The organism is Mycobacteriales bacterium (assembly GCA_036497565.1).
Taxonomy (GTDB): domain Bacteria; phylum Actinomycetota; class Actinomycetes; order Mycobacteriales; family QHCD01; genus DASXJE01.
In genome coordinates this window covers 1-16,342 of record DASXJE010000121.1, presented here as the reverse complement: position 1 = coordinate 16,342, position 16,342 = coordinate 1, and the positions used below count along the sequence as shown (strand labels likewise).

At 67.8% G+C, this 16,342-nt stretch carries 15 protein-coding genes; 2 read left to right on the top strand and 13 right to left on the bottom strand.

The annotated features are described in order from the left end of the window. The 11 genes from VGH85_10850 to VGH85_10800 all read right to left on the bottom strand — a co-directional run. The coding region (locus VGH85_10850; GenBank protein HEY2174297.1) for a carbohydrate ABC transporter permease at positions 1 to 621 on the bottom strand (621 nt) is incomplete at its 3' end. An 11-nt stretch (positions 622 to 632) separates the two neighbouring features. Beyond that, positions 633 to 2,030 (bottom strand): extracellular solute-binding protein, encoded by a 1,398-nt coding sequence (locus VGH85_10845; GenBank protein ID HEY2174296.1) that lies wholly within the window; start codon positions 2,028 to 2,030, stop codon positions 633 to 635. A 180-nt stretch (positions 2,031 to 2,210) separates the two neighbouring features. Further along, positions 2,211 to 3,176: a sugar ABC transporter permease gene (locus VGH85_10840; protein ID HEY2174295.1), complete on the bottom strand. Its 966-nt coding sequence runs from the start codon at positions 3,174 to 3,176 to the stop codon at positions 2,211 to 2,213. Positions 3,177 to 3,204: 28 nt separating this feature from the next. Continuing rightward, entirely contained in the window at positions 3,205 to 7,248 is a 4,044-nt protein-coding gene (locus VGH85_10835) for a hypothetical protein (GenBank protein HEY2174294.1), read from the bottom strand. 115 nt (positions 7,249 to 7,363) lie between these two features. Continuing rightward, positions 7,364 to 8,239 carry an aldo/keto reductase gene (locus VGH85_10830; protein HEY2174293.1) on the bottom strand — a complete coding sequence of 292 codons (876 nt, stop codon included), beginning with the start codon at positions 8,237 to 8,239 and terminating at the stop codon, positions 7,364 to 7,366. Positions 8,240 to 8,363: 124 nt separating this feature from the next. Next, positions 8,364 to 9,605, bottom strand: coding sequence for an RNA polymerase sigma factor (locus tag VGH85_10825; protein ID HEY2174292.1), 1,242 nt, complete (start codon positions 9,603 to 9,605; stop codon positions 8,364 to 8,366). Further along, complete coding sequence (locus tag VGH85_10820; GenBank protein HEY2174291.1) at positions 9,602 to 9,943, bottom strand: YciI family protein; 342 nt, start codon at positions 9,941 to 9,943, stop codon at positions 9,602 to 9,604. The genes VGH85_10825 and VGH85_10820 overlap by 4 nt, the downstream gene beginning before the upstream one ends. Before the next feature lie 45 nt (positions 9,944 to 9,988). Then, complete coding sequence (locus VGH85_10815; protein HEY2174290.1) at positions 9,989 to 10,414, bottom strand: VOC family protein; 426 nt, start codon at positions 10,412 to 10,414, stop codon at positions 9,989 to 9,991. Positions 10,415 to 10,580: 166 nt separating this feature from the next. After that, positions 10,581 to 11,489: a carbohydrate ABC transporter permease gene (locus VGH85_10810; GenBank protein ID HEY2174289.1), complete on the bottom strand. Its 909-nt coding sequence runs from the start codon at positions 11,487 to 11,489 to the stop codon at positions 10,581 to 10,583. Continuing rightward, positions 11,486 to 12,439, bottom strand: a complete 954-nt coding sequence (locus VGH85_10805) for a sugar ABC transporter permease (protein HEY2174288.1) — start codon at positions 12,437 to 12,439, stop codon at positions 11,486 to 11,488. The genes VGH85_10810 and VGH85_10805 overlap by 4 nt, the downstream gene beginning before the upstream one ends. A gap of 5 nt (positions 12,440 to 12,444) precedes the next feature. After that, positions 12,445 to 13,719 (bottom strand): extracellular solute-binding protein, encoded by a 1,275-nt coding sequence (locus VGH85_10800; GenBank protein ID HEY2174287.1) that lies wholly within the window; start codon positions 13,717 to 13,719, stop codon positions 12,445 to 12,447. 134 nt (positions 13,720 to 13,853) lie between these two features. On the opposite strand from VGH85_10800, the gene VGH85_10795 reads away from it, so the two are divergent. Next, on the top strand, positions 13,854 to 14,558 hold the full coding sequence (locus VGH85_10795; protein ID HEY2174286.1) for a GntR family transcriptional regulator: 705 nt from the start codon (positions 13,854 to 13,856) through the stop codon (positions 14,556 to 14,558). Here VGH85_10795 and VGH85_10790 read toward each other — a convergent pair. Together VGH85_10790 and VGH85_10785 are read right to left on the bottom strand one after the other, a co-directional pair. Then, positions 14,555 to 14,995 carry a GNAT family N-acetyltransferase gene (locus VGH85_10790; GenBank protein ID HEY2174285.1) on the bottom strand — a complete coding sequence of 147 codons (441 nt, stop codon included), beginning with the start codon at positions 14,993 to 14,995 and terminating at the stop codon, positions 14,555 to 14,557. The two genes, VGH85_10795 and VGH85_10790, sit on opposite strands and share 4 nt — an antisense overlap. Then, a complete protein-coding gene (locus VGH85_10785; protein ID HEY2174284.1) occupies positions 14,992 to 15,489 on the bottom strand; it encodes a DUF309 domain-containing protein in 498 nt (165 codons plus the stop codon). The genes VGH85_10790 and VGH85_10785 overlap by 4 nt, the downstream gene beginning before the upstream one ends. Positions 15,490 to 15,630: 141 nt before the next feature. On the opposite strand from VGH85_10785, the gene VGH85_10780 reads away from it, so the two are divergent. Further along, positions 15,631 to 16,342, top strand: a 712-nt coding sequence (locus tag VGH85_10780; protein ID HEY2174283.1) for a DUF222 domain-containing protein, incomplete at its 3' end; no start/stop codon positions are given.

The window sequence follows — 16,342 nt, the reverse complement described above, 5'->3', positions numbered from 1 at the left end:
CAGGATCGCCCCGGTGAGGATGATCGGCCGGGTCAACGGCGCGACGATCCGCAGCAGCACCTGGTATTCCCTGGCACCGTCGACCCGGGCGCTCTCCGTGAGTTCCTTGGGGATCTGCTCGAAGAACCCACGGAAGAGCAGGACCAGCAGGGGTTGCGCACCCGCCGCGTAGGGCAGGATCAGCGCCCACGGCGTGCTGTAGATCCCGAAGGCCTTGATCATGAGATACAGCGGGATGATGGTGAGCGTCGACGGGATCATGAGCAGGCAGATGTAGGCCATGAAGACGATCGACTTGCCCCGGAAGTCGGCCTGCGCAAAGGCGTAGGCACCCAGGAGCGCCGCCAGCACCCCGATCACGATCGACGCCACGGCGATTATGACCGTGTTCTTCAGCGGAGTGTCGATCCCCTTCCACGCCGCCACGTAGTTCTGCGTCTCGAACTGCGTGAACAGCGCGAACACGCCTCCGGTGGCCAGGTTCTTCCCGGTCTTCAACGAGTTGGAGAGCACGAAGATGATCGGGAAGTAGGTCAGGAGGACGATGACCAGACCGGCCACGAGCGTGAGCGCGGTCAGCCCTCGTTTACGGCGTCCGAAGACGCCTGTCGCCATTGCCATCTGCTACTGCCTCACTTCAGTGACTTCAGGCTGATGTGGTTCGCCGAGGCGTAGGCCTTGGCTCCCGACTGCAGCAGCGCCTCCCACTGGGTGGAGAACTTGTCGAAGCTGACGCCGCCGGCCATGAGCTGCGAAACCATCCGGAGCCCGGTGTTGGTGGTGTCGGTGGACAGCACGTCATCGAGGGCGATGTCGACGATGGTCGGCGGCGCAGTCGCCGGCACCAGCGAGGCGAGGCCGGAGACGTTGGGGACCGGCGCACCCTTCACCGTGGGGATGAATGAACCGCCCTGCCCCCACGCCTTGACCTCTGCACCGATGTGCTGGGGCGTGTAGAGCCATGCCATGAAGTCCATGACGGTCTTGGTCTTGGCCGGGGTCATCGACTGGTCGGCCTTCTTCGAGGTGATCGACCACTGGCCGGCGCCGTTGGGACCTCCGATGACGCCCTTGGTGCTGATGCCCGCCGAGTGCGGCGACGTCGCGCTCGTGACGGTCGGCTCGGGGAACAGCCCGTACTTGCCGGTGAAGCCGGCGGTGTCGAGCTGCGGAATGGCCCAGCTGCCGTCCCACATCATGGCCACCTTGCCCTGGGTGAACAGGGGCAGCGGGGACAGCGGCGGGCTGACCGCGTTGGGCGTCGAGCAGGCGTCGTAGCTACCACCGGACTTGGAGATGTACGGCCGGAGTTGGTAGAGCATCTTCCACACCTCGGCGTAGGCCGGGTTCTTCATCGAGATGATGCCCTTGACGATGCCGGACGCCACGTCCTTGCCGCTGGTGACGACCGACTTGTCGACCATGAACTTGGACAGCGAGTTCTTCAGATACTGGGTGTCGGCGAGGCGCTCGTACCAGGACGGGTTGCACGGGCCGCCGGTAGCGTATTCGAGCGGTGTGTAGCCGGCACTCTTGAGCTTGCCGAGGTCCGTCATCAGGTCGGCCCAGGTCTGGGGTGCCCCAGTGATGTGGGCCTTCGCGAACGCCGCCTTGTTGTAGTAGAAGGCGGTCTCCACGTTGGACCCGAGCAGGATCCGCATGCTGCCGTCGGGTGAGGTCATGTAGGGGATCGTCGACTCCTGGAAGCTGTCGATCCACTTCTTGTTGCCCTTGATATAGGGGTTGGGCTTGTTCAGGTAGGGCCGCAGATCCTGCAGGATGTTGTTCGGGATCGAGCCGGACAGCAGCGGGTTGTACTGCTCGAAGACGACGTCCGGCGCGCTTCCGCCGGCGGCCTGCGAGACCAGCGTGGCGTTGGCCGTGGTGATCGAGGAGGTCGAGTTGGGCAACCAGTTGACCTGCACGTTGGAGTGGGCCGCTTCGTACTCGTGGGTGATCTGATTCAGCGCCCTGTTCTGCGCCGAGGTGATCTCACCGGTGCCGGGGGGCAGGATCGCCCGGATCGTCACTCCGCTTCCCGACGAACCGTTGCCTCCTCCTCCGCTGCTGAGGCATCCGGTCGCCACGAGCGCAACGGCCGTTGTCGCCGCCAGGACGCCGAACGTCCTCTTGCCAGCAACCATCATGACTTTCCCTTTCCTGTGCCGGTAAGCCCGGTCGAGTGAGGCACCTGCATGAGTAGCGATTGATCAGGTCCGCGGGCGGAGCACCCGCATTGCGATGAGTGTGAAGATCAGCATGGCGACGAACAGTGCCGTTCCGATCGCCATGCCGTAGCCGTAATTGCTGTTCTGGAACGCCGATTGGTACATATCGAGCGCTGGAACCATGGTGGAGTTTCCGGGACCTCCGTTGGTGAGGAGCAGGATCGGGATGAAGTTCTGGACGGCGTAGACGCCGGAGAGCACGACGACGATGCGGAACTGCGGCATGAGCATCGGGACGTCGATGTAGAACACCCGGCGCAGCCAGCCGACGCCGTCCATCGTGCTCGCCTCGGTGACATCTCTCGGCAGGTTCTGCACGCCACCGAGGAAGATCAGGAATCCCAGGTTGGACACCCACGGAAAGCCGACGAGCAGGATCGAGACGAGGGCGAGATGGTTGTTCGTCAGCCAGTCCGGCTGACCCAGACCGAGCGTGTGCAGGAATTTGTTGATGAGGCCGTCGGTCGGGTTCAACAGGTAGGCCCATACGTCGATGAGGACGATGGGCGGCAGCACGATGGGCAGTGTCAGAAGGTACTTCGCGACCGTGCTCACCTTGCGGGGCAGGTGGCACACGACCTCGGCCGCGACGAACTGTGAGACCAGGGTGATCAGGATGCTGCCGATCACCAGCAGGAACAGGTTGCGCGCCTCCGGGGCGAACGTCGGAGAATTCACGTACTGCTTGAACTGCGAGATCCCGGTGTAGGTGGGCTTCGAGAACCCGTTCCACTTGTAGAAGCCGCCGATGAGGCTCCGCAGGGCCGGGTAGTAGGCGAACAATCCGATCAGCAGCAGGCTCGGCAGCATCAGGACGGTGATCAGATGCCGGCGGAAGAGGCGTTTGCGGGGCCGGAACCTCAAACCCCCGTGCCCGAGTGCCACAGACCCGCCGCCGGTCGACGTGCGCGCGCCGGCGTCGATGGCGCGGTCGTCGCTGGTGCTCACTGGCCCCGCCTGTCTGCGTTGAGTGTCTTCATGAGCCACGTACGTGTCCTGTTGCTCGTCGGGTGATGGGGTGGCGGAGCAGTCGCACCGGGCCGAGGAGACCGTGGCGAGCCTGCCCCTTGTATACGGCAGGAGTCGGTGAGGCGTCATCGAGATATCCGGCCAGCGTTCCTCGGACGACGATCTCGACGTCGTTGGTGCCCGACCGCAGGTGCGAGGTGATGTCCGCACGGTACGGGCTCCACATCAGAGTGGCGACCGGAGCGTCGTTGACCCGCACCTCGACGCTCCCCCGGACGTCGCCGAGATCCAGGACGAGGGTCTCGTCGGCACCGACGGCGTCGACCTCGACCTGCCGGCGGTAGGACACGTAGCCGCCGAGTGCACGCAGACCGAGCGCCTCCCACTCGACCAGGGGTGCCTGGACGGACCTGACGGCACATTCCAGCGGCCCGGCGAGAAGTCCGCCGACCCGGTGGCCACCGTCGGCGTCGAACCGGAGGCAGACCTCCGTGCCGAACGGCAGTGGCCGGTCGAACGTGACCGTCCCGTCCCCGGCCGCCGGGACCTCCATTCCACCTACCACGGCGGTGAACCGTACGGCGGTCGGCACCCGGATCCGGGTCGCCCCGGCCGGGCCGACGAAGCGCAACCACTCGGTGCGGGCGCCGTCGTTCCAGGCGTCTGGAACCACGTCGACGACTACACCGTCACTTGCTGCCGCCGGCTCCAGCCATGCGGCCCGCGGCAGCGGGTGCGGTCGGGGGCGCAGGCACACCCAGCGGGGATCGAGCCACTGCTCACTCCGCAGGCGTGGACCGACCTCGGTCCCGTCCCGCGCGCAGGTCCAGCCGAGGTGGGTGGTGAGCCCGAGGCCGCCGTCGGCGACGGCCACGCTGTCGACGAGCGCCGCGACCCCACCCCCGAGATCGTCGATCTGTAGGGAGATCTCGTTGCGGCCCGGACGCAGCGAACCACCGAGGTCGTAGGGCATCACCTGCGGACGCCGCTGCGCCCAGTAGGGCTCGAACGCACCCTGGCGGCCGATCTCGGTTCCGTTGACGATGATCGAACACGGCCCCTCACTGCCGATCTGCACCACGGTGTCGTCGGGGACGACGTCGAGGTCGACGGTGGTGGAGAAGCGGACGGTGTCAGCTGTCTGGATCCCGTCGGCCGGCTCCAGCCACTCCGGCCGGCTGAAGCGTTCGAGGTCGGTGACGACGGCGAAGGTGGCTCTGAGTTCGCCCGCCGACTCGTCGGTGCCGCGCCGTCCGGTGCCCCGGCGCAGCCAGACCTGAAGCTCGAGATGACGGGCGCCGTCCGCGACCGGGGACCTGGTCCAGTACCCCGTGCCGTCAGCCTCGACGGACGTGCCGTCGAGGAAGATCCTCCGGTCGGCGGCGGCACCCAGCACGAAGTGACGCCCCGCACCTTCCGGGAGGTCGAGCGTGGCGGCGAAGGCCACCCATTGGTCCGGGCCTACCTCGTCCCAGCGGAGGAACTCCTCGGGCACGGTGCCCTTCGGGCCGAGGCTCGTGAAGTGCAGCGGGTCTTTGCGGATACCGCGGGACAGCGACACCTCGTACGGCCGCCATGCGACGTCGGGGTCCGTCGGCCCACCGCAGGTCGGCTGCGGATCGGTGACCCGCAGGTAGGGGCCGAAGGTGGCGAGCGCCGGTGTCCATCCGTCGGCGGGCGGGGTGGTCGATCCCGCCTCCGCTCTGCGGTGCTCGAGGCGCCAGACCTGGATCGGGAGAATGCCGCGGTCCGCCGGATCACCGAGGTCGGCCCACCGGTTGTCGAGGGTGGAGTGCGCCTCGATCTCCCAGTCGCCGTCGATCCCGACGACGTCAGGATGCTCGCCCGGGTCGGTGCGGGTTGCCTCGGGAAGGCCGGTGCCGAGCACGACGACCGCCATCGGCCCGTCGGCGAAGGCGACGTCGAGAACGAGTTCATCGCCGTCCTGCTCGGCCTGGAGGTCGACCCGCTCACCGGAGCGCGGATCCCAGCGCTGCGCGGAATGACCTGGCACCCCGGTGACCCGGACACGCGCCCGCCGGTCGCCGACGGGCGAGAAGGTGTAGCCCTGCTCGGAGAAGCTCGTCCAGTAGCCCTGCCAGCTGAAGGTGCCGGCGATGCGGTCCTCGATCCCGCTCCCCGCGAAGACCGGCATGTGGGTACCGGTGTCGCCGTCGTGGGCCACGAGGAGAAGCACGTGCGTGTCGCCGTAGCGGCGGAGCATGAAGGGCGCGTCGGACTCGACCGAGACGGGACCACGCATGAGGTGGCCGGGCACGTCGGCGGCGTCGTCCACGACGTCGATCCGGCCGGCATTTACCGCGGCGGCGAGGGCCGCGCCGTCGGGCGAGTCGGCGCCGACGATGCGGTCGGGAACGGGGCCGACGCAGACGACCCGGCCGCCGCCGGTCGCGAACTCTGCGAGCCTGCCCGCGAAACGTCTGTCCAGCGCGGTCGCGGCGGGGAGCACGATGTTGCGGAACGCGCCGCCGGCCACCCGCCACACGCCGCCGTCGATCTCGCCGCCGGCCAACGTCTGTTCGTCGAAGATCTCGTAGTCGCGGCCGGCCCGGTCGAGCACGCCCGGGCGCTCGTCGAACCACGACGTCGACCCGTTGAGCTGGTGGTAGACGTCGGAGGTACGGCGCGCCTGCGGGTGCGCGCCGCCGAGCGGGAGGTCGGCCTGCACCGAGGACGTCGGGAAAACCAGCACGGTGTCGGCGACCAGCGATCCGGCGGAGGTCAGCGCGCACAGTCTGGTGACGGCGTCGGAGAAGATCTTGTAGTCGGGCCAGTAGGGCTGTCGCCAGCAGGTCGACGGCGGCGCCCACTCCCACCAACCGCCGACCGTCGCGTAGTAGACGGCGTGCGGGTCGTAGAGGTTGGCGCCGCGCCGGAGGAACGGGCCGAGCCAGTCGTAGGTCTCCTCCAGGGTGCCGCCCCAGCCCGAGGAGTGGAACGCCTCGATCCAGGTGCGCGGCTGCCCGTTGGCGTGCGCGAGCGAACTGTGGACCTTCGGGTCTCCCCAGTGGTCACTGCCGGGGGCGCTGTAGACCCCGTGCGTGCGCAGGTAATCGCCGTAGAGGTCGGCGGCGCTGACCGGATCGCCTTCCCGCGCCGGGGTCTGCTGGTCGAACCCGGCGGTCAGGCCGGCGTCGGCCGCCCAGGTGCCGTAGGGCACGAAGAAGGACTCGCGGGCGAGCGTGGCGCGGTGCGCGTGGTAGTCGCGGCGTACCGATGCGGCGCGATCGTCGTCGCCCTCCCACAGGCAGGCGATCCGCTCGACGAGGTCGTAGCCGTGAGACCCGGCGAAGGAGGCGGCGAACTCCTTCCCCCACGTAGGCATGTGGGGCAGCTCGTCCTGAAAGAGGCCGGTGATGACGGGACCGAACCATTTGTCCGCGCGCCGCCGGAACTCCCCGAGCACGGTGTCGATGAGTGCCGCGCACGCCGCGGGGTCGTAGTAGTCGAAGCCGCGGGTACGGGCGTAACACAGGGCCAGGCGACCGGCGCCGCCCGACCAGCTGACCGATCCGTCCGCCGCCAGAGCGACGGCCGTCGGGGCCGCGCCGGGTGCGACCACGTAGGCGGCGATCGGGGTCGACCCGGCCGGAGGCCGCAGTGTCACCGTTTCCCCCTGGGCCACCTCACGCTGGACCCGGTCGATCTCCTGCCCCGCCCAGGTCGGGTGGGCGGCGACCAGCTGTCCCTGGAAGTTGGCCCCGGAGAAGCCGTACTGGTCGTAGAGCCAGAACTTGAAGCCGATCTCGTAGGCGTCCTCACAGGCGTGCAGGAAGATCTCCCACCACTCCTCGGAGAGGAACGGCGGGTCGTCCGCGAGCGAGCCGTAGAGCGGGCCGCGCGGCGCTAGACACATGACGACCGCCTGGGTGACGCCGCCGGCCACGAGCTGTTCCATCTGCCACCGCAGCCGGTCCCGCTCCAGCCGCGCGCCGCTCCACCACCAGATCGGCACCGGCCCGTAGGACGTGTCGACGTCGGCGAACCGGGCCGCCAGGTCGAACACGTTACGAGGAGATTGCTGCGTCATGGGACTTGGTCCCTAGGTCCGGCCATCGGAGGACGGTGGCACCGTCGTCTGTGTGGATGGGATTGAATCGTTAAAAGACTGGTTTTCAGAAACTAGACGGCCCTCAGGCGGGGTGTCAAGGAGTCGCCGCCGTCGTTTCTCCGGCGAGCCAACCGACGTCGTGAACCGACAACGGCAGGTCGGCCGCCGCGGCACTGTCCGCAACCGTGGAAACACGCGTCGACCCCGGAATGGGAAGCATCACCGGTGAGCGGGCCAACTCCCAGGCCAGCACCACCCGTTGCACCGACACGCCGAGGCGCCCGGCGACGGCTGCGAACCGGTCCTGAACGGGGGTTTTCGGATCACCGGGGCGGAAGCCGGTCAGCGGTCCCCACGGCAGGAACGCGATGCCGAGGGCCGCACACCGGTCGAGCACCGGGTCGCTGTCGGTGACCGCGGGCGAATAGCGGTTCTGCACGCTCACGATCGGCGCCACAGCCAGGGCCCGGTCGACCTCCTCGACCGTCACGTTGCACAGGCCGATCTGGGCGATCTTGCCCTCGCGCTGGAGCGCGGCGAGCGCCCCGACGGAGTCCTCGAGGGGGACGACCGGGTCGACCTCGTGCAGCTGGTAGAGATCGATGACGTCGATTCCGAGGGCGAGCAGGCTGGCCTCGCAGGCGGCTCTGAGCCGGTCCGGACTTGCATCGATCTGTACGTCGCCCGCGGCGTCCCAGTACTTCCCTCCCTTCGTCGCGACCAGAACGTCGTCGGCCCGCCCGCTCCGCTCGCGGAGCGCGCGGGCGATCAACCGTTCACTGTGCCCGCTGCCGGTTCCGGCCGGCGTGTAGACGTCAGCCGTGTCGAAGAGGGTCATGCCGGCGTCCAACGCGGCATGCACGACACCGACGCCCTCGTCGTCGGACGGGCGGTCCGGGCGGAGGGACACCGGTGCGCCGCCGAAACCGACACATCCGACCTGGGTCGAGCCGAGCGACCTGGTTTTCACGCCTGCCCACCGTTCATCCGCCCGATATGCTGAAACCTTTCAATCCAGGGACGCTAGGTTGCCGGGGAGGAATGGTCAAGAGCGTCGCCGTAACAATCCAGAAACGCAGCACCGGCGACGGATGTCAGTCGTCGGCGGCGACCTCGCCGAGCCGGCGTTCCAGGAAACGCCGCTCGGGCTCCGAACCGACCAGTGCGAGCGCCCGGCGGTAACTCTCGGCGGCCTCGGGCCCACGACCGAGCCGGCGCAACAGATCGGCGCGTGTCGCGTCGAGAAGGTAGTAGCCGCGCAGCGCGGGTGCGTTCGCCAGCTCCTGCACGATCGCCAGGCCGGCGGCCGGGCCGTCAGCCATGGCGATCGCCACGGCGCGGTTGAGCTCCACGATCGGAGAGGGCGCGACGGTGCCGAGCCGCTGGTAGAGCGCGGCGATCTCGACCCAGTCGGTCGTGGTCCAGTCGGCCGCCTCGGCGTGGCATGCGGCTATCGCCGCCTGCAGCTGATACGGACCCGCCCGCCCCATACGCAAGGCGTCGGTGAGCAGATCGACCGCTTCGTCGATGCCCGCCCGGTCCCATTGGGTGCGGTCCTGATCCTCGAGCGTGACGAGCTCGCCGTCGTCGTCGATTCGCGCGCGTCGTCGGGAGTGCTGCAGGAGCATCAGCGCGAGCAGCCCGTCCGTCTCGGGTTCGTCCGGCATCAGCTCTACGAGCGCCCGGCTCAGGTGGATCGCTTCGGTGCTGAGGCTCTCGCGGAGTGTCTCCTCCCCTGCCGAGACCGAGTAACCCTCGTTGAAGAGCAGGTAGAGCACGGCCAGAACTCCCGTCAGCCGCACCGGAAGGAGTGGCGCGGGCGGGACGCGGTAGGGGATGTTGGCGTTCGCGATCTTGTGCTTGGCGCGCACCAGTCGCTTTGCCATCGTGGCCTCGGGCACGAGGAAGGCCCGGGCTATCTCGGCGGTGGTGAGACCGGCGAGAGTCCGTAGCGTGAGGGCGACGCGCGCGTCGAGCGGCAGTGCCGGATGGCAGCAGGTGAAGATCAGCCGCAGCCGGTCGTCCCCGATGGCGTTGCCGTCGTCGTTGGTCTCGGTCGGGCTCGACAGCATGGCAACCTCTTTCAGCTTGATCGCCTCGGTCGTCTTACGGCGCAGCCGATCCAGGGCACGGTTGCGCGCCACGGTCGTCAGCCATCCACCCGGGCGACGCGGAACGCCGGTGTCGGGCCAGCGCTTCAGCGCCTCGGCGAACGCGTCCTGGGCGCACTCTTCGGCGAGGTCCCAGTCGCCCGTGACCCGGATCAGGGTGGCGACCACCCGCCCCCACTCCTCGTGGAAGGCTTCGGCGACCGCCGCCCGTGCGTCGGGTGTCATAGCGGCCAGAACGGCCTGACTTCGATCACACCGTGCCGGGCCATGGGATGCTTCGCGGCAACCCCGATCGCCTCGTCGAGGTCGGCGCACTCGATGATGTCGAACCCGGCCATCTGTTCCTTCGTCTCCGCGAACGGCCCGTCGACGATCAGCACCTCCGTGTCGCGCACGCGCACGCTCGTCGCGTCGCTCACCGGCCGCAACCGGTCGCCCTCGAGCCGAACACCGCGACCGTCCATCTCGGTCACCCAGGACTCGGTGTCCGGCCCCATCGCCGCCTCCTCCTCGGGCGTGAGCTCGACGGAGTCGTCGCCGCAGATCATCAGCATGTATTTCATCGTTCCTCCTCCTGCTCCAGCACAGTCAACGACCCGTCACCGGCTTCAGTTCGCGCCGACGATCAACAAGGTGTTTCCGTCGGGATCGCGGAACCAGAACATCGAGGGCACCGGATCGACGAACTCCGCGGCCCCGAGCCGAATCGCCGTCGACCCACCCTTGCGGGCGACCTCCGCGTCGACATCGACCCCGGCCGACCGTAGCCGCCGATGGGTGGCGTCGATGTCATCGACGCTCAGCAGGATGCCGGTCTGGACCCCGTTCCGGTCCTCCGGCCGGGTGGAAATGAGGGCGATGCCCGTCGTACCCTCCGGCGGATAGACCTCGACCCAGCGGTGGTTGTCGGCGAACGGCACGTCCTGGCGCTTCTCGAACCCGAGTGCCTCGTAGAACTCGATCGACCGGTCCTGGTCGGTCGACGGGACCATCACCAGGCCGATCTGCCTGATCCGGTTTGTCGTCGTATCCACGTCCGTCCTCCATCATCGGTGGTCACCACAGCGAGTGGTCGATCACCACTACGACGAACGACATCGCGCGCGATGGACACCCCTACTCCCATGATCAAGAGGGGATTCGTACGGCGTTTCGTATCGGAATCCCCTCTTGATCATGAAGGAGAGAGGAGGGCGTGGCTCAGCCGGTGGAGCCGGTGGTGGCGATGCCCTGGACGAAGAAGCGCTGTGCGACGAGGAAGAGGATCAGGACCGGAAGCACGGTCAGCGAGGTCATGGCCATCATCGGACCGAAGTCCGCCGTATGCAGGCCTTGGAAGAACCGGATGGCGACGGGCAGGGTGTACATGCGCGAGTCGCTGAGGTAGACGAGTGGGCCGAAGAAGTCGTTCCACGACGCGACGAACTGGAACAGGCCGACGGTGATCAGCGCCGGCCGGGCGAGCGGCAGTGCGATCTGCAGGTAGCTGCGCAGCAGTCCGGCGCCGTCGATCCGGGCCGCCTCGAAGAGGTCGCGCGGGATCCCGAGAAAGAACTGGCGCATCAGGAAGATGTAGAAACCCCCGCCGACACCGAGGAACGACGGGACCGTGAGCGGGAGGTAGGTGTTGAGCCAACCGATCGACTGGTACAGCGAGAACGTCGGAATGATCGTGACGTAGTACGGGATCATCATCGTCGCCAGCAGCACGCCGAACCAGATGTGCCGCCCGCGACCACGGACCCGAGCGAACCCGAAGCCGACCAGCGACGACGAGAAGAGCGCGCCGATGGTCGACACGATGGCGATGAACGCCGAGTTGAAGAAGTAGCGCCCGAGAGGAACGTCGCCCGCCGCCGTACGGAAGTTCGCGAGCGTCGCCGGATGCGGGATGAGCTTCGGCGGGAAGCTGAGTACATCGCTCGGCGTCTTGAACGCGCCGGAGATCATCCAGACGAACGGCAGGACGAAGAAGACGGCCGCGATGATGAGCGGTACGTAGAGCGGGATCGCCGAGACGCCGCGGCGGCTGACCAGACGCAGTCGTCGCGGTCCCGGTGTGGGTGGCGCAGACGTCGGGCGTGCGGTCTGCAGCGGGATGGTGCTCACGACTGCTCCCCTCCTGCGTAGTAGACCCGTCCTCGGGCGAACCACAGGACGAGCCCGCTGAGCGCCACGGTGATCACCAGCAGGACCCATGCCATGGCCGACGCGTAGCCGAAGGAGAAGTAGTTGAAGGCCTCGTCGTAGAGGTAGAGCCCGAAGACGTAGGTGGAGTGCACCGGACCGCCCCCGGTCATGACGAAGGGTTCGGCGAACACCTGCAGGGCGCTGATGATCCCCATGATCACGTTGAAGAGGATGACGGGCGACAGCATCGGCACGGTGATGTGCCGGAAGCGGGTCCACCATCCGGCGCCGTCGGTGGTGGCGGCCTCGTACAGCTCCGCAGGAATGCCCTGCAGGCCGGCGAGGAACACCACCATCGCTCCCCCGGTGGCGGTCAGGCTCATGACGATGAGCGCCGGCATCGCCCAGTGCGGACTGGCCAGCCACTCCGGCCCGTGCAGGCCGACCTTGCTCAGCAGGTAGTTGAAGATGCCGTTGGTCGGGTCGAACATCCAGGTCCACACGACGAAGATGGGTACGCCGGTGACCACGGTGGGCAGGAAGTAGATCGAGCGGAACAATGCCCGACCGGGAAGGCGAACGTTGACCATGGCGGCGAGGAGCAACGCGAGGCAAACGCCGACGACGACCCGGGCTCCGGCGTAGTAGAACGTCCGGCCCAGGGAGGGCAGGAAATCCGGATCGCCGGTGAACATCACCCGGTAGTTGGTGAGCCCGATGAAGTGTGGCGAGTGGACGCCGTCCCACCGGGTGAAGCTGGCGTACAGCGAGAACAGCATCGGTCCGAGCGTGAGCGCGACCAGGCCGATCAGCCATGGCGAGATGAAGAGATAGAAGGCCGCCGACTCCGACCTACGGATCCGTCGCCAGCGGGTCGTCCCGGTGGACCCTCGACGGTCGCTCTGTGTGCGGATCGCTGTGGTGGCCATCGTCATCACCCTTGCTGGGTCGACAGGATCGCGGCACCGCGCCGTTGCACGTCGTCCATCGCGGACCGGACCGACGCGCCCTGGTCTTCGACGGCCTGAACCTTCTGTCCCATCAGGTCCCAGACCTTGTTGAACTCGCCACCCTGATAGGCCACGCCCTGCTGATTCAGGCGATCGATCAGTGGTTGCCAGTGCAGTCGGCGGTATTCCTTCGGAAGGGTCTGCACCCATCCTCGGGCGGCGCCGGCCAGTGCGGGTGTGGCGAATTCGCCCTGGATCTTCTGCGCCTCCGGGTCGGTCGCGATGAACTTCGCGAGGTCCCAGGCCGCCGCGCGGTTCGGCGTGCCGTCGAAGATGGCGACGTTGTTGTTCTGGTAGGTCCCGCGCCATTCGACGGGGTAGGGCGCGATGTTCCAGGCGAACTTGTCGCCGATCTCATCTGTCCACGACTGTGTGTCGTATCCGGCGAAGATGTCCATGCCGAAGCTTCCGGTGGGAAAGCCTGCAAGCAGCGCCTGGTTTTCCGCGGCGTTCGGCGTCACCTTGTATTTCGTGATCAGGTCGCCGACGAACTGCACCGCCCGCACCACGTCGGGTGAGGTCGCCGTCATCTTGCGGGTGAGGAAGTCGAAGATCATCCCGCCGTACAGCGTCACGAGGTCATAGGGCTGGGTGGTGCCGAAGCTGTTGTTCATCCCCCACGCGCCCTGGGCGCCGGAGCCGGCCTGGACCGCCCGCGCCGCCCGGAGGAAGTCCGCCTGCGTCCACGACGCGGTCGGAGTCGGAACATGGTTCTTCCGGAAGAGGGTCTCGTTGTAGGCGATGCCCTTCGGATAGACGACGACCGGCAGCGCGAGGATCTTCTTGCCGACCTTCCCGGCGTTGATCGCCCCGGGCAGCCAGGTGGATTCCGACAGCCCGTCGCGGCGCATGTCGCTGCTGAGATCGGCGTAGCCGCCCAGACTCGACAGCCCGGACACCCAGCTTTCGGCCGCCATGAACACGTCGGGCGCCGACCCGGAGCGGAACAACAGCGGCAGCTTCTGGAAGAAGCCGCCGGGATCGGCGAAGGTGTAGCTCATCTTCACGTGCGGGTTGCGCTTGCGGTAGAGGTCTGCGACGCGTTGGTAGATGTCGATCTCTTGTTGATTGCCGTAGAAGCCGTAGAGCAGCGTCCCCGGCTTCCGGCTGCCGGCGCATCCGGACAGCAGTGCCGATCCGCCTGCCGCAGCCCCGATGCCCGCTACGCCACGCAGGAGGTCGCGGCGCGACAAGGACACTGCGGGCACCTCCACGACTCGATACCAGCGGGATTCCACTTCGCGGCTGCGTTCAGCCCGCGAGAATCTATAGGATGTAGTGTGTCTGATGTCAAGGCCTGTGGCCGACGGATCGAGCGGAGAGTAGCGAGCCGATGAGTGACCCGCTGCCCATGGCACAGCCGCTGGTACGTCGGGCCGCATTGAGCGACGACGTATGGACTGTTATCCGCGGTCTTCTGATGAGCCAGGCGATCAGCCCCGGGCAGCGGATCACCATCGAGCGTCTCGCGATCGACCTCGGTGTCTCCCCCACGCCCGTGCGCGAAGCGTTAGCGCGGCTCGAGTCCGACGGACTGGTGACGAAGCAACCGCAGCGCGGCTATCGCGCCAGCCCGCTACTCACCGTCGAGCAGGTCAACGAGCTCTTCGAATTCCGCGGGCTGCTCGAGCCGTGGGCGGTCGGCAAGGTCGCCCGGAAGTCCGGAGCCGAGAGCGGGGCACTGCTCGTCGCCGAGGTCGCCGACGCACGGCGAACCTTCGACGGGTCGGTCGCCGAGCCTTATCGACAGGTCTTCGACCATGACGTCCGCTTCCACGGCGTCATCCTCGACGCATGCGGCAACGAGCAGGTGAGGGCCGCGTTCGAACGCACCCACTGCCATCTGCACATGCTCCGGATCCAGAGCCGCGCGCCGGTCGTCGACGCGACCATGGCGGAGCACCAAGCGATCGCGGATGCGATTTCGGCCGGCGACGCCCGAGCGGCGGCGCAGGCGATGCGCGTCCACCTCAGCGAGTCGCGGCAGCGTGCCCTCACGCTTCTTCAGGACTTCATCGAGTCCGAGGACGCCTCTTAGTCGGGCGAATGCTCCGCGACCAGGCTGCCCGGTCGCTCCATGAAGGTTTCGTCGGGTGCGCTGAAGCCGAACTTGCGATAGATCCCGTGCGCGTCGGCGGTGTGCAACATCCACCGGAACGCCCGACCCGGGCCGTTGTCGACCATCTCCCGGACCATCGCCGCACCGAGGCCGCGGCGGCGATGCTCGTCGAGCACGTAGACGTCGGCGAGGTACGCGAGGGCGACACCATCGGAGACCGCGCGGGCGAATCCGACGATCCGGCCACGGTCGTCGTAACACGCGACGATGCGCCAGGAGCCGCGGATCTGGCGCTCGACGTCATCCCGTCGACGCCAACGTCCCCAGTAAGCATCGGTCGAGAGGTAAGCCCAGACCGCGTCGACGTCGATGCGGTCCGGGTTGTCGTCGATCTCGTACTCGCCGTGTCTGATCACCCGCCGCCTTCCGGTCGGGCCGGGTCGAGCAGCACGAGGGCTCGGTCGGGCCCGGTGTCGGTCCCGTCCCGCTCGATGTCTGCTGCGAGAGCGCTCATGTCGGCGATGATGCCTGCAACGCGTAGGTGGTGCGGCGATGTCAGGGCGTAGGGCTGCAGCCGGTCGGTTCCCCGTCGCAGGAGGGTGACGGCGCCTTTCCCGTTCTGGCGTTGGCGATGGGTGAGCCCGACCGCGATCTGGGCGAGCCCCTGCCAGAGATCACGCTCGCCGTCCGGTGCGGACTTCCAGGCCGCCTCGAGCACCTCGTGCGCGTGGAACGGTTTGTCCTCGTCGAGAAACCGCTGCGCGTACTCGATGCTCTCGGCCGGACTGAGCACAAGGCTTTCGTCGACGCGTTCTACTCCGGCGGCACCGCGGGCCAACGGCCGGCCGAATGCGTCCCGTGGTCTCGCGTTGTGTGCTCGACCCGCCGGGTCGCGGTCGCGTTCGCTCATGCCTCATTGTGGCACGCCTTGTAACGCTGCTTGAAAGCACGCGCTTAATGCCGTGAGCGATCATCGGGTGACGCAAAGTTCTTGTGTGGCAGGGGTTCCCGGGCTCGAAGAATTGTCGGTGGCTGGTTCTATCGTTGTTGCATGGTCAGTGGTTCCGGTTCCGGTGAGCACCCGGTGTGGGACGCGGTCGGCTGCCTGACTGCCGCGGTCGATGGGTTGGCGGGGGCGGCGTTGTGGCGGTGCGGGGATGAGGAGCTGCTCGACCTGCAGCAGGTGCTGGAGACGGCGGCGCGGCGGTTGTCGGCGGCGTCGTTGCGGCTGGTCGCCGAGGTCGACGACCGGCGGCTGGCCACGGCTCGTGGGGCGGCGTCGACGGCGGCGTTGCTGCGGCAGGTGCTCAACATTTCCGCGGGTGAGGCGGGTTGGCGGGTGACGGCGGCGGAGAAACTGTTGGACCGGGTCGGCCCGTCGGGAGAAACGGTGCCCGCCCAGCTCCCGGCCACGGGGGCGGCGTTGGCGGAGGGGTCGATCGAGGCGGGGCAGGCCCGGCTGATCTGCGAGACGATCCGCCGCCTCCCCGCCCGGGTCGACACTCGCACCCGCGAACACGCGGAGGCGTTCCTGGCCGGGCAGGCCCGCGACGTGGACACGACGACGCTGGGGAAGATCGCCCGCCGGATGGTCGCCACCCTGGACCCGGACGGGGCCGCGCTCGATGACGAGGACGCGGTCCGGGCCCGGGAACTCTCGCTGAGCCGGGACCAGGACGGGATGACGATGATCCGGGGCAGGTTGGATGCGGAGGGTGCGGCGGTGCTGCGCACCGCCCTGGACCCGTTCACCGGCCCGGCAC

Bases quoted from the DNA above. Each gene is read 5' to 3' on its own strand.
- VGH85_10820 (HEY2174291.1), bottom strand. From the start codon at position 9,943: ATGAAATACATGCTGATGATCTGCGGCGACGACTCCGTCGAGCTCACG.
- VGH85_10785 (HEY2174284.1), bottom strand. From the start codon at position 15,489: ATGAGCGAACGCGACCGCGACCCGGCGGGTCGAGCACACAACGCGAGA.
- VGH85_10825 (HEY2174292.1), bottom strand. From the start codon at position 9,605: ATGACACCCGACGCACGGGCGGCGGTCGCCGAAGCCTTCCACGAGGAG.
- VGH85_10795 (HEY2174286.1), top strand. From the start codon at position 13,854: ATGAGTGACCCGCTGCCCATGGCACAGCCGCTGGTACGTCGGGCCGCA.
- VGH85_10805 (HEY2174288.1), bottom strand. From the start codon at position 12,439: ATGGCCACCACAGCGATCCGCACACAGAGCGACCGTCGAGGGTCCACC.
- VGH85_10835 (HEY2174294.1), bottom strand. From the start codon at position 7,248: ATGACGCAGCAATCTCCTCGTAACGTGTTCGACCTGGCGGCCCGGTTC.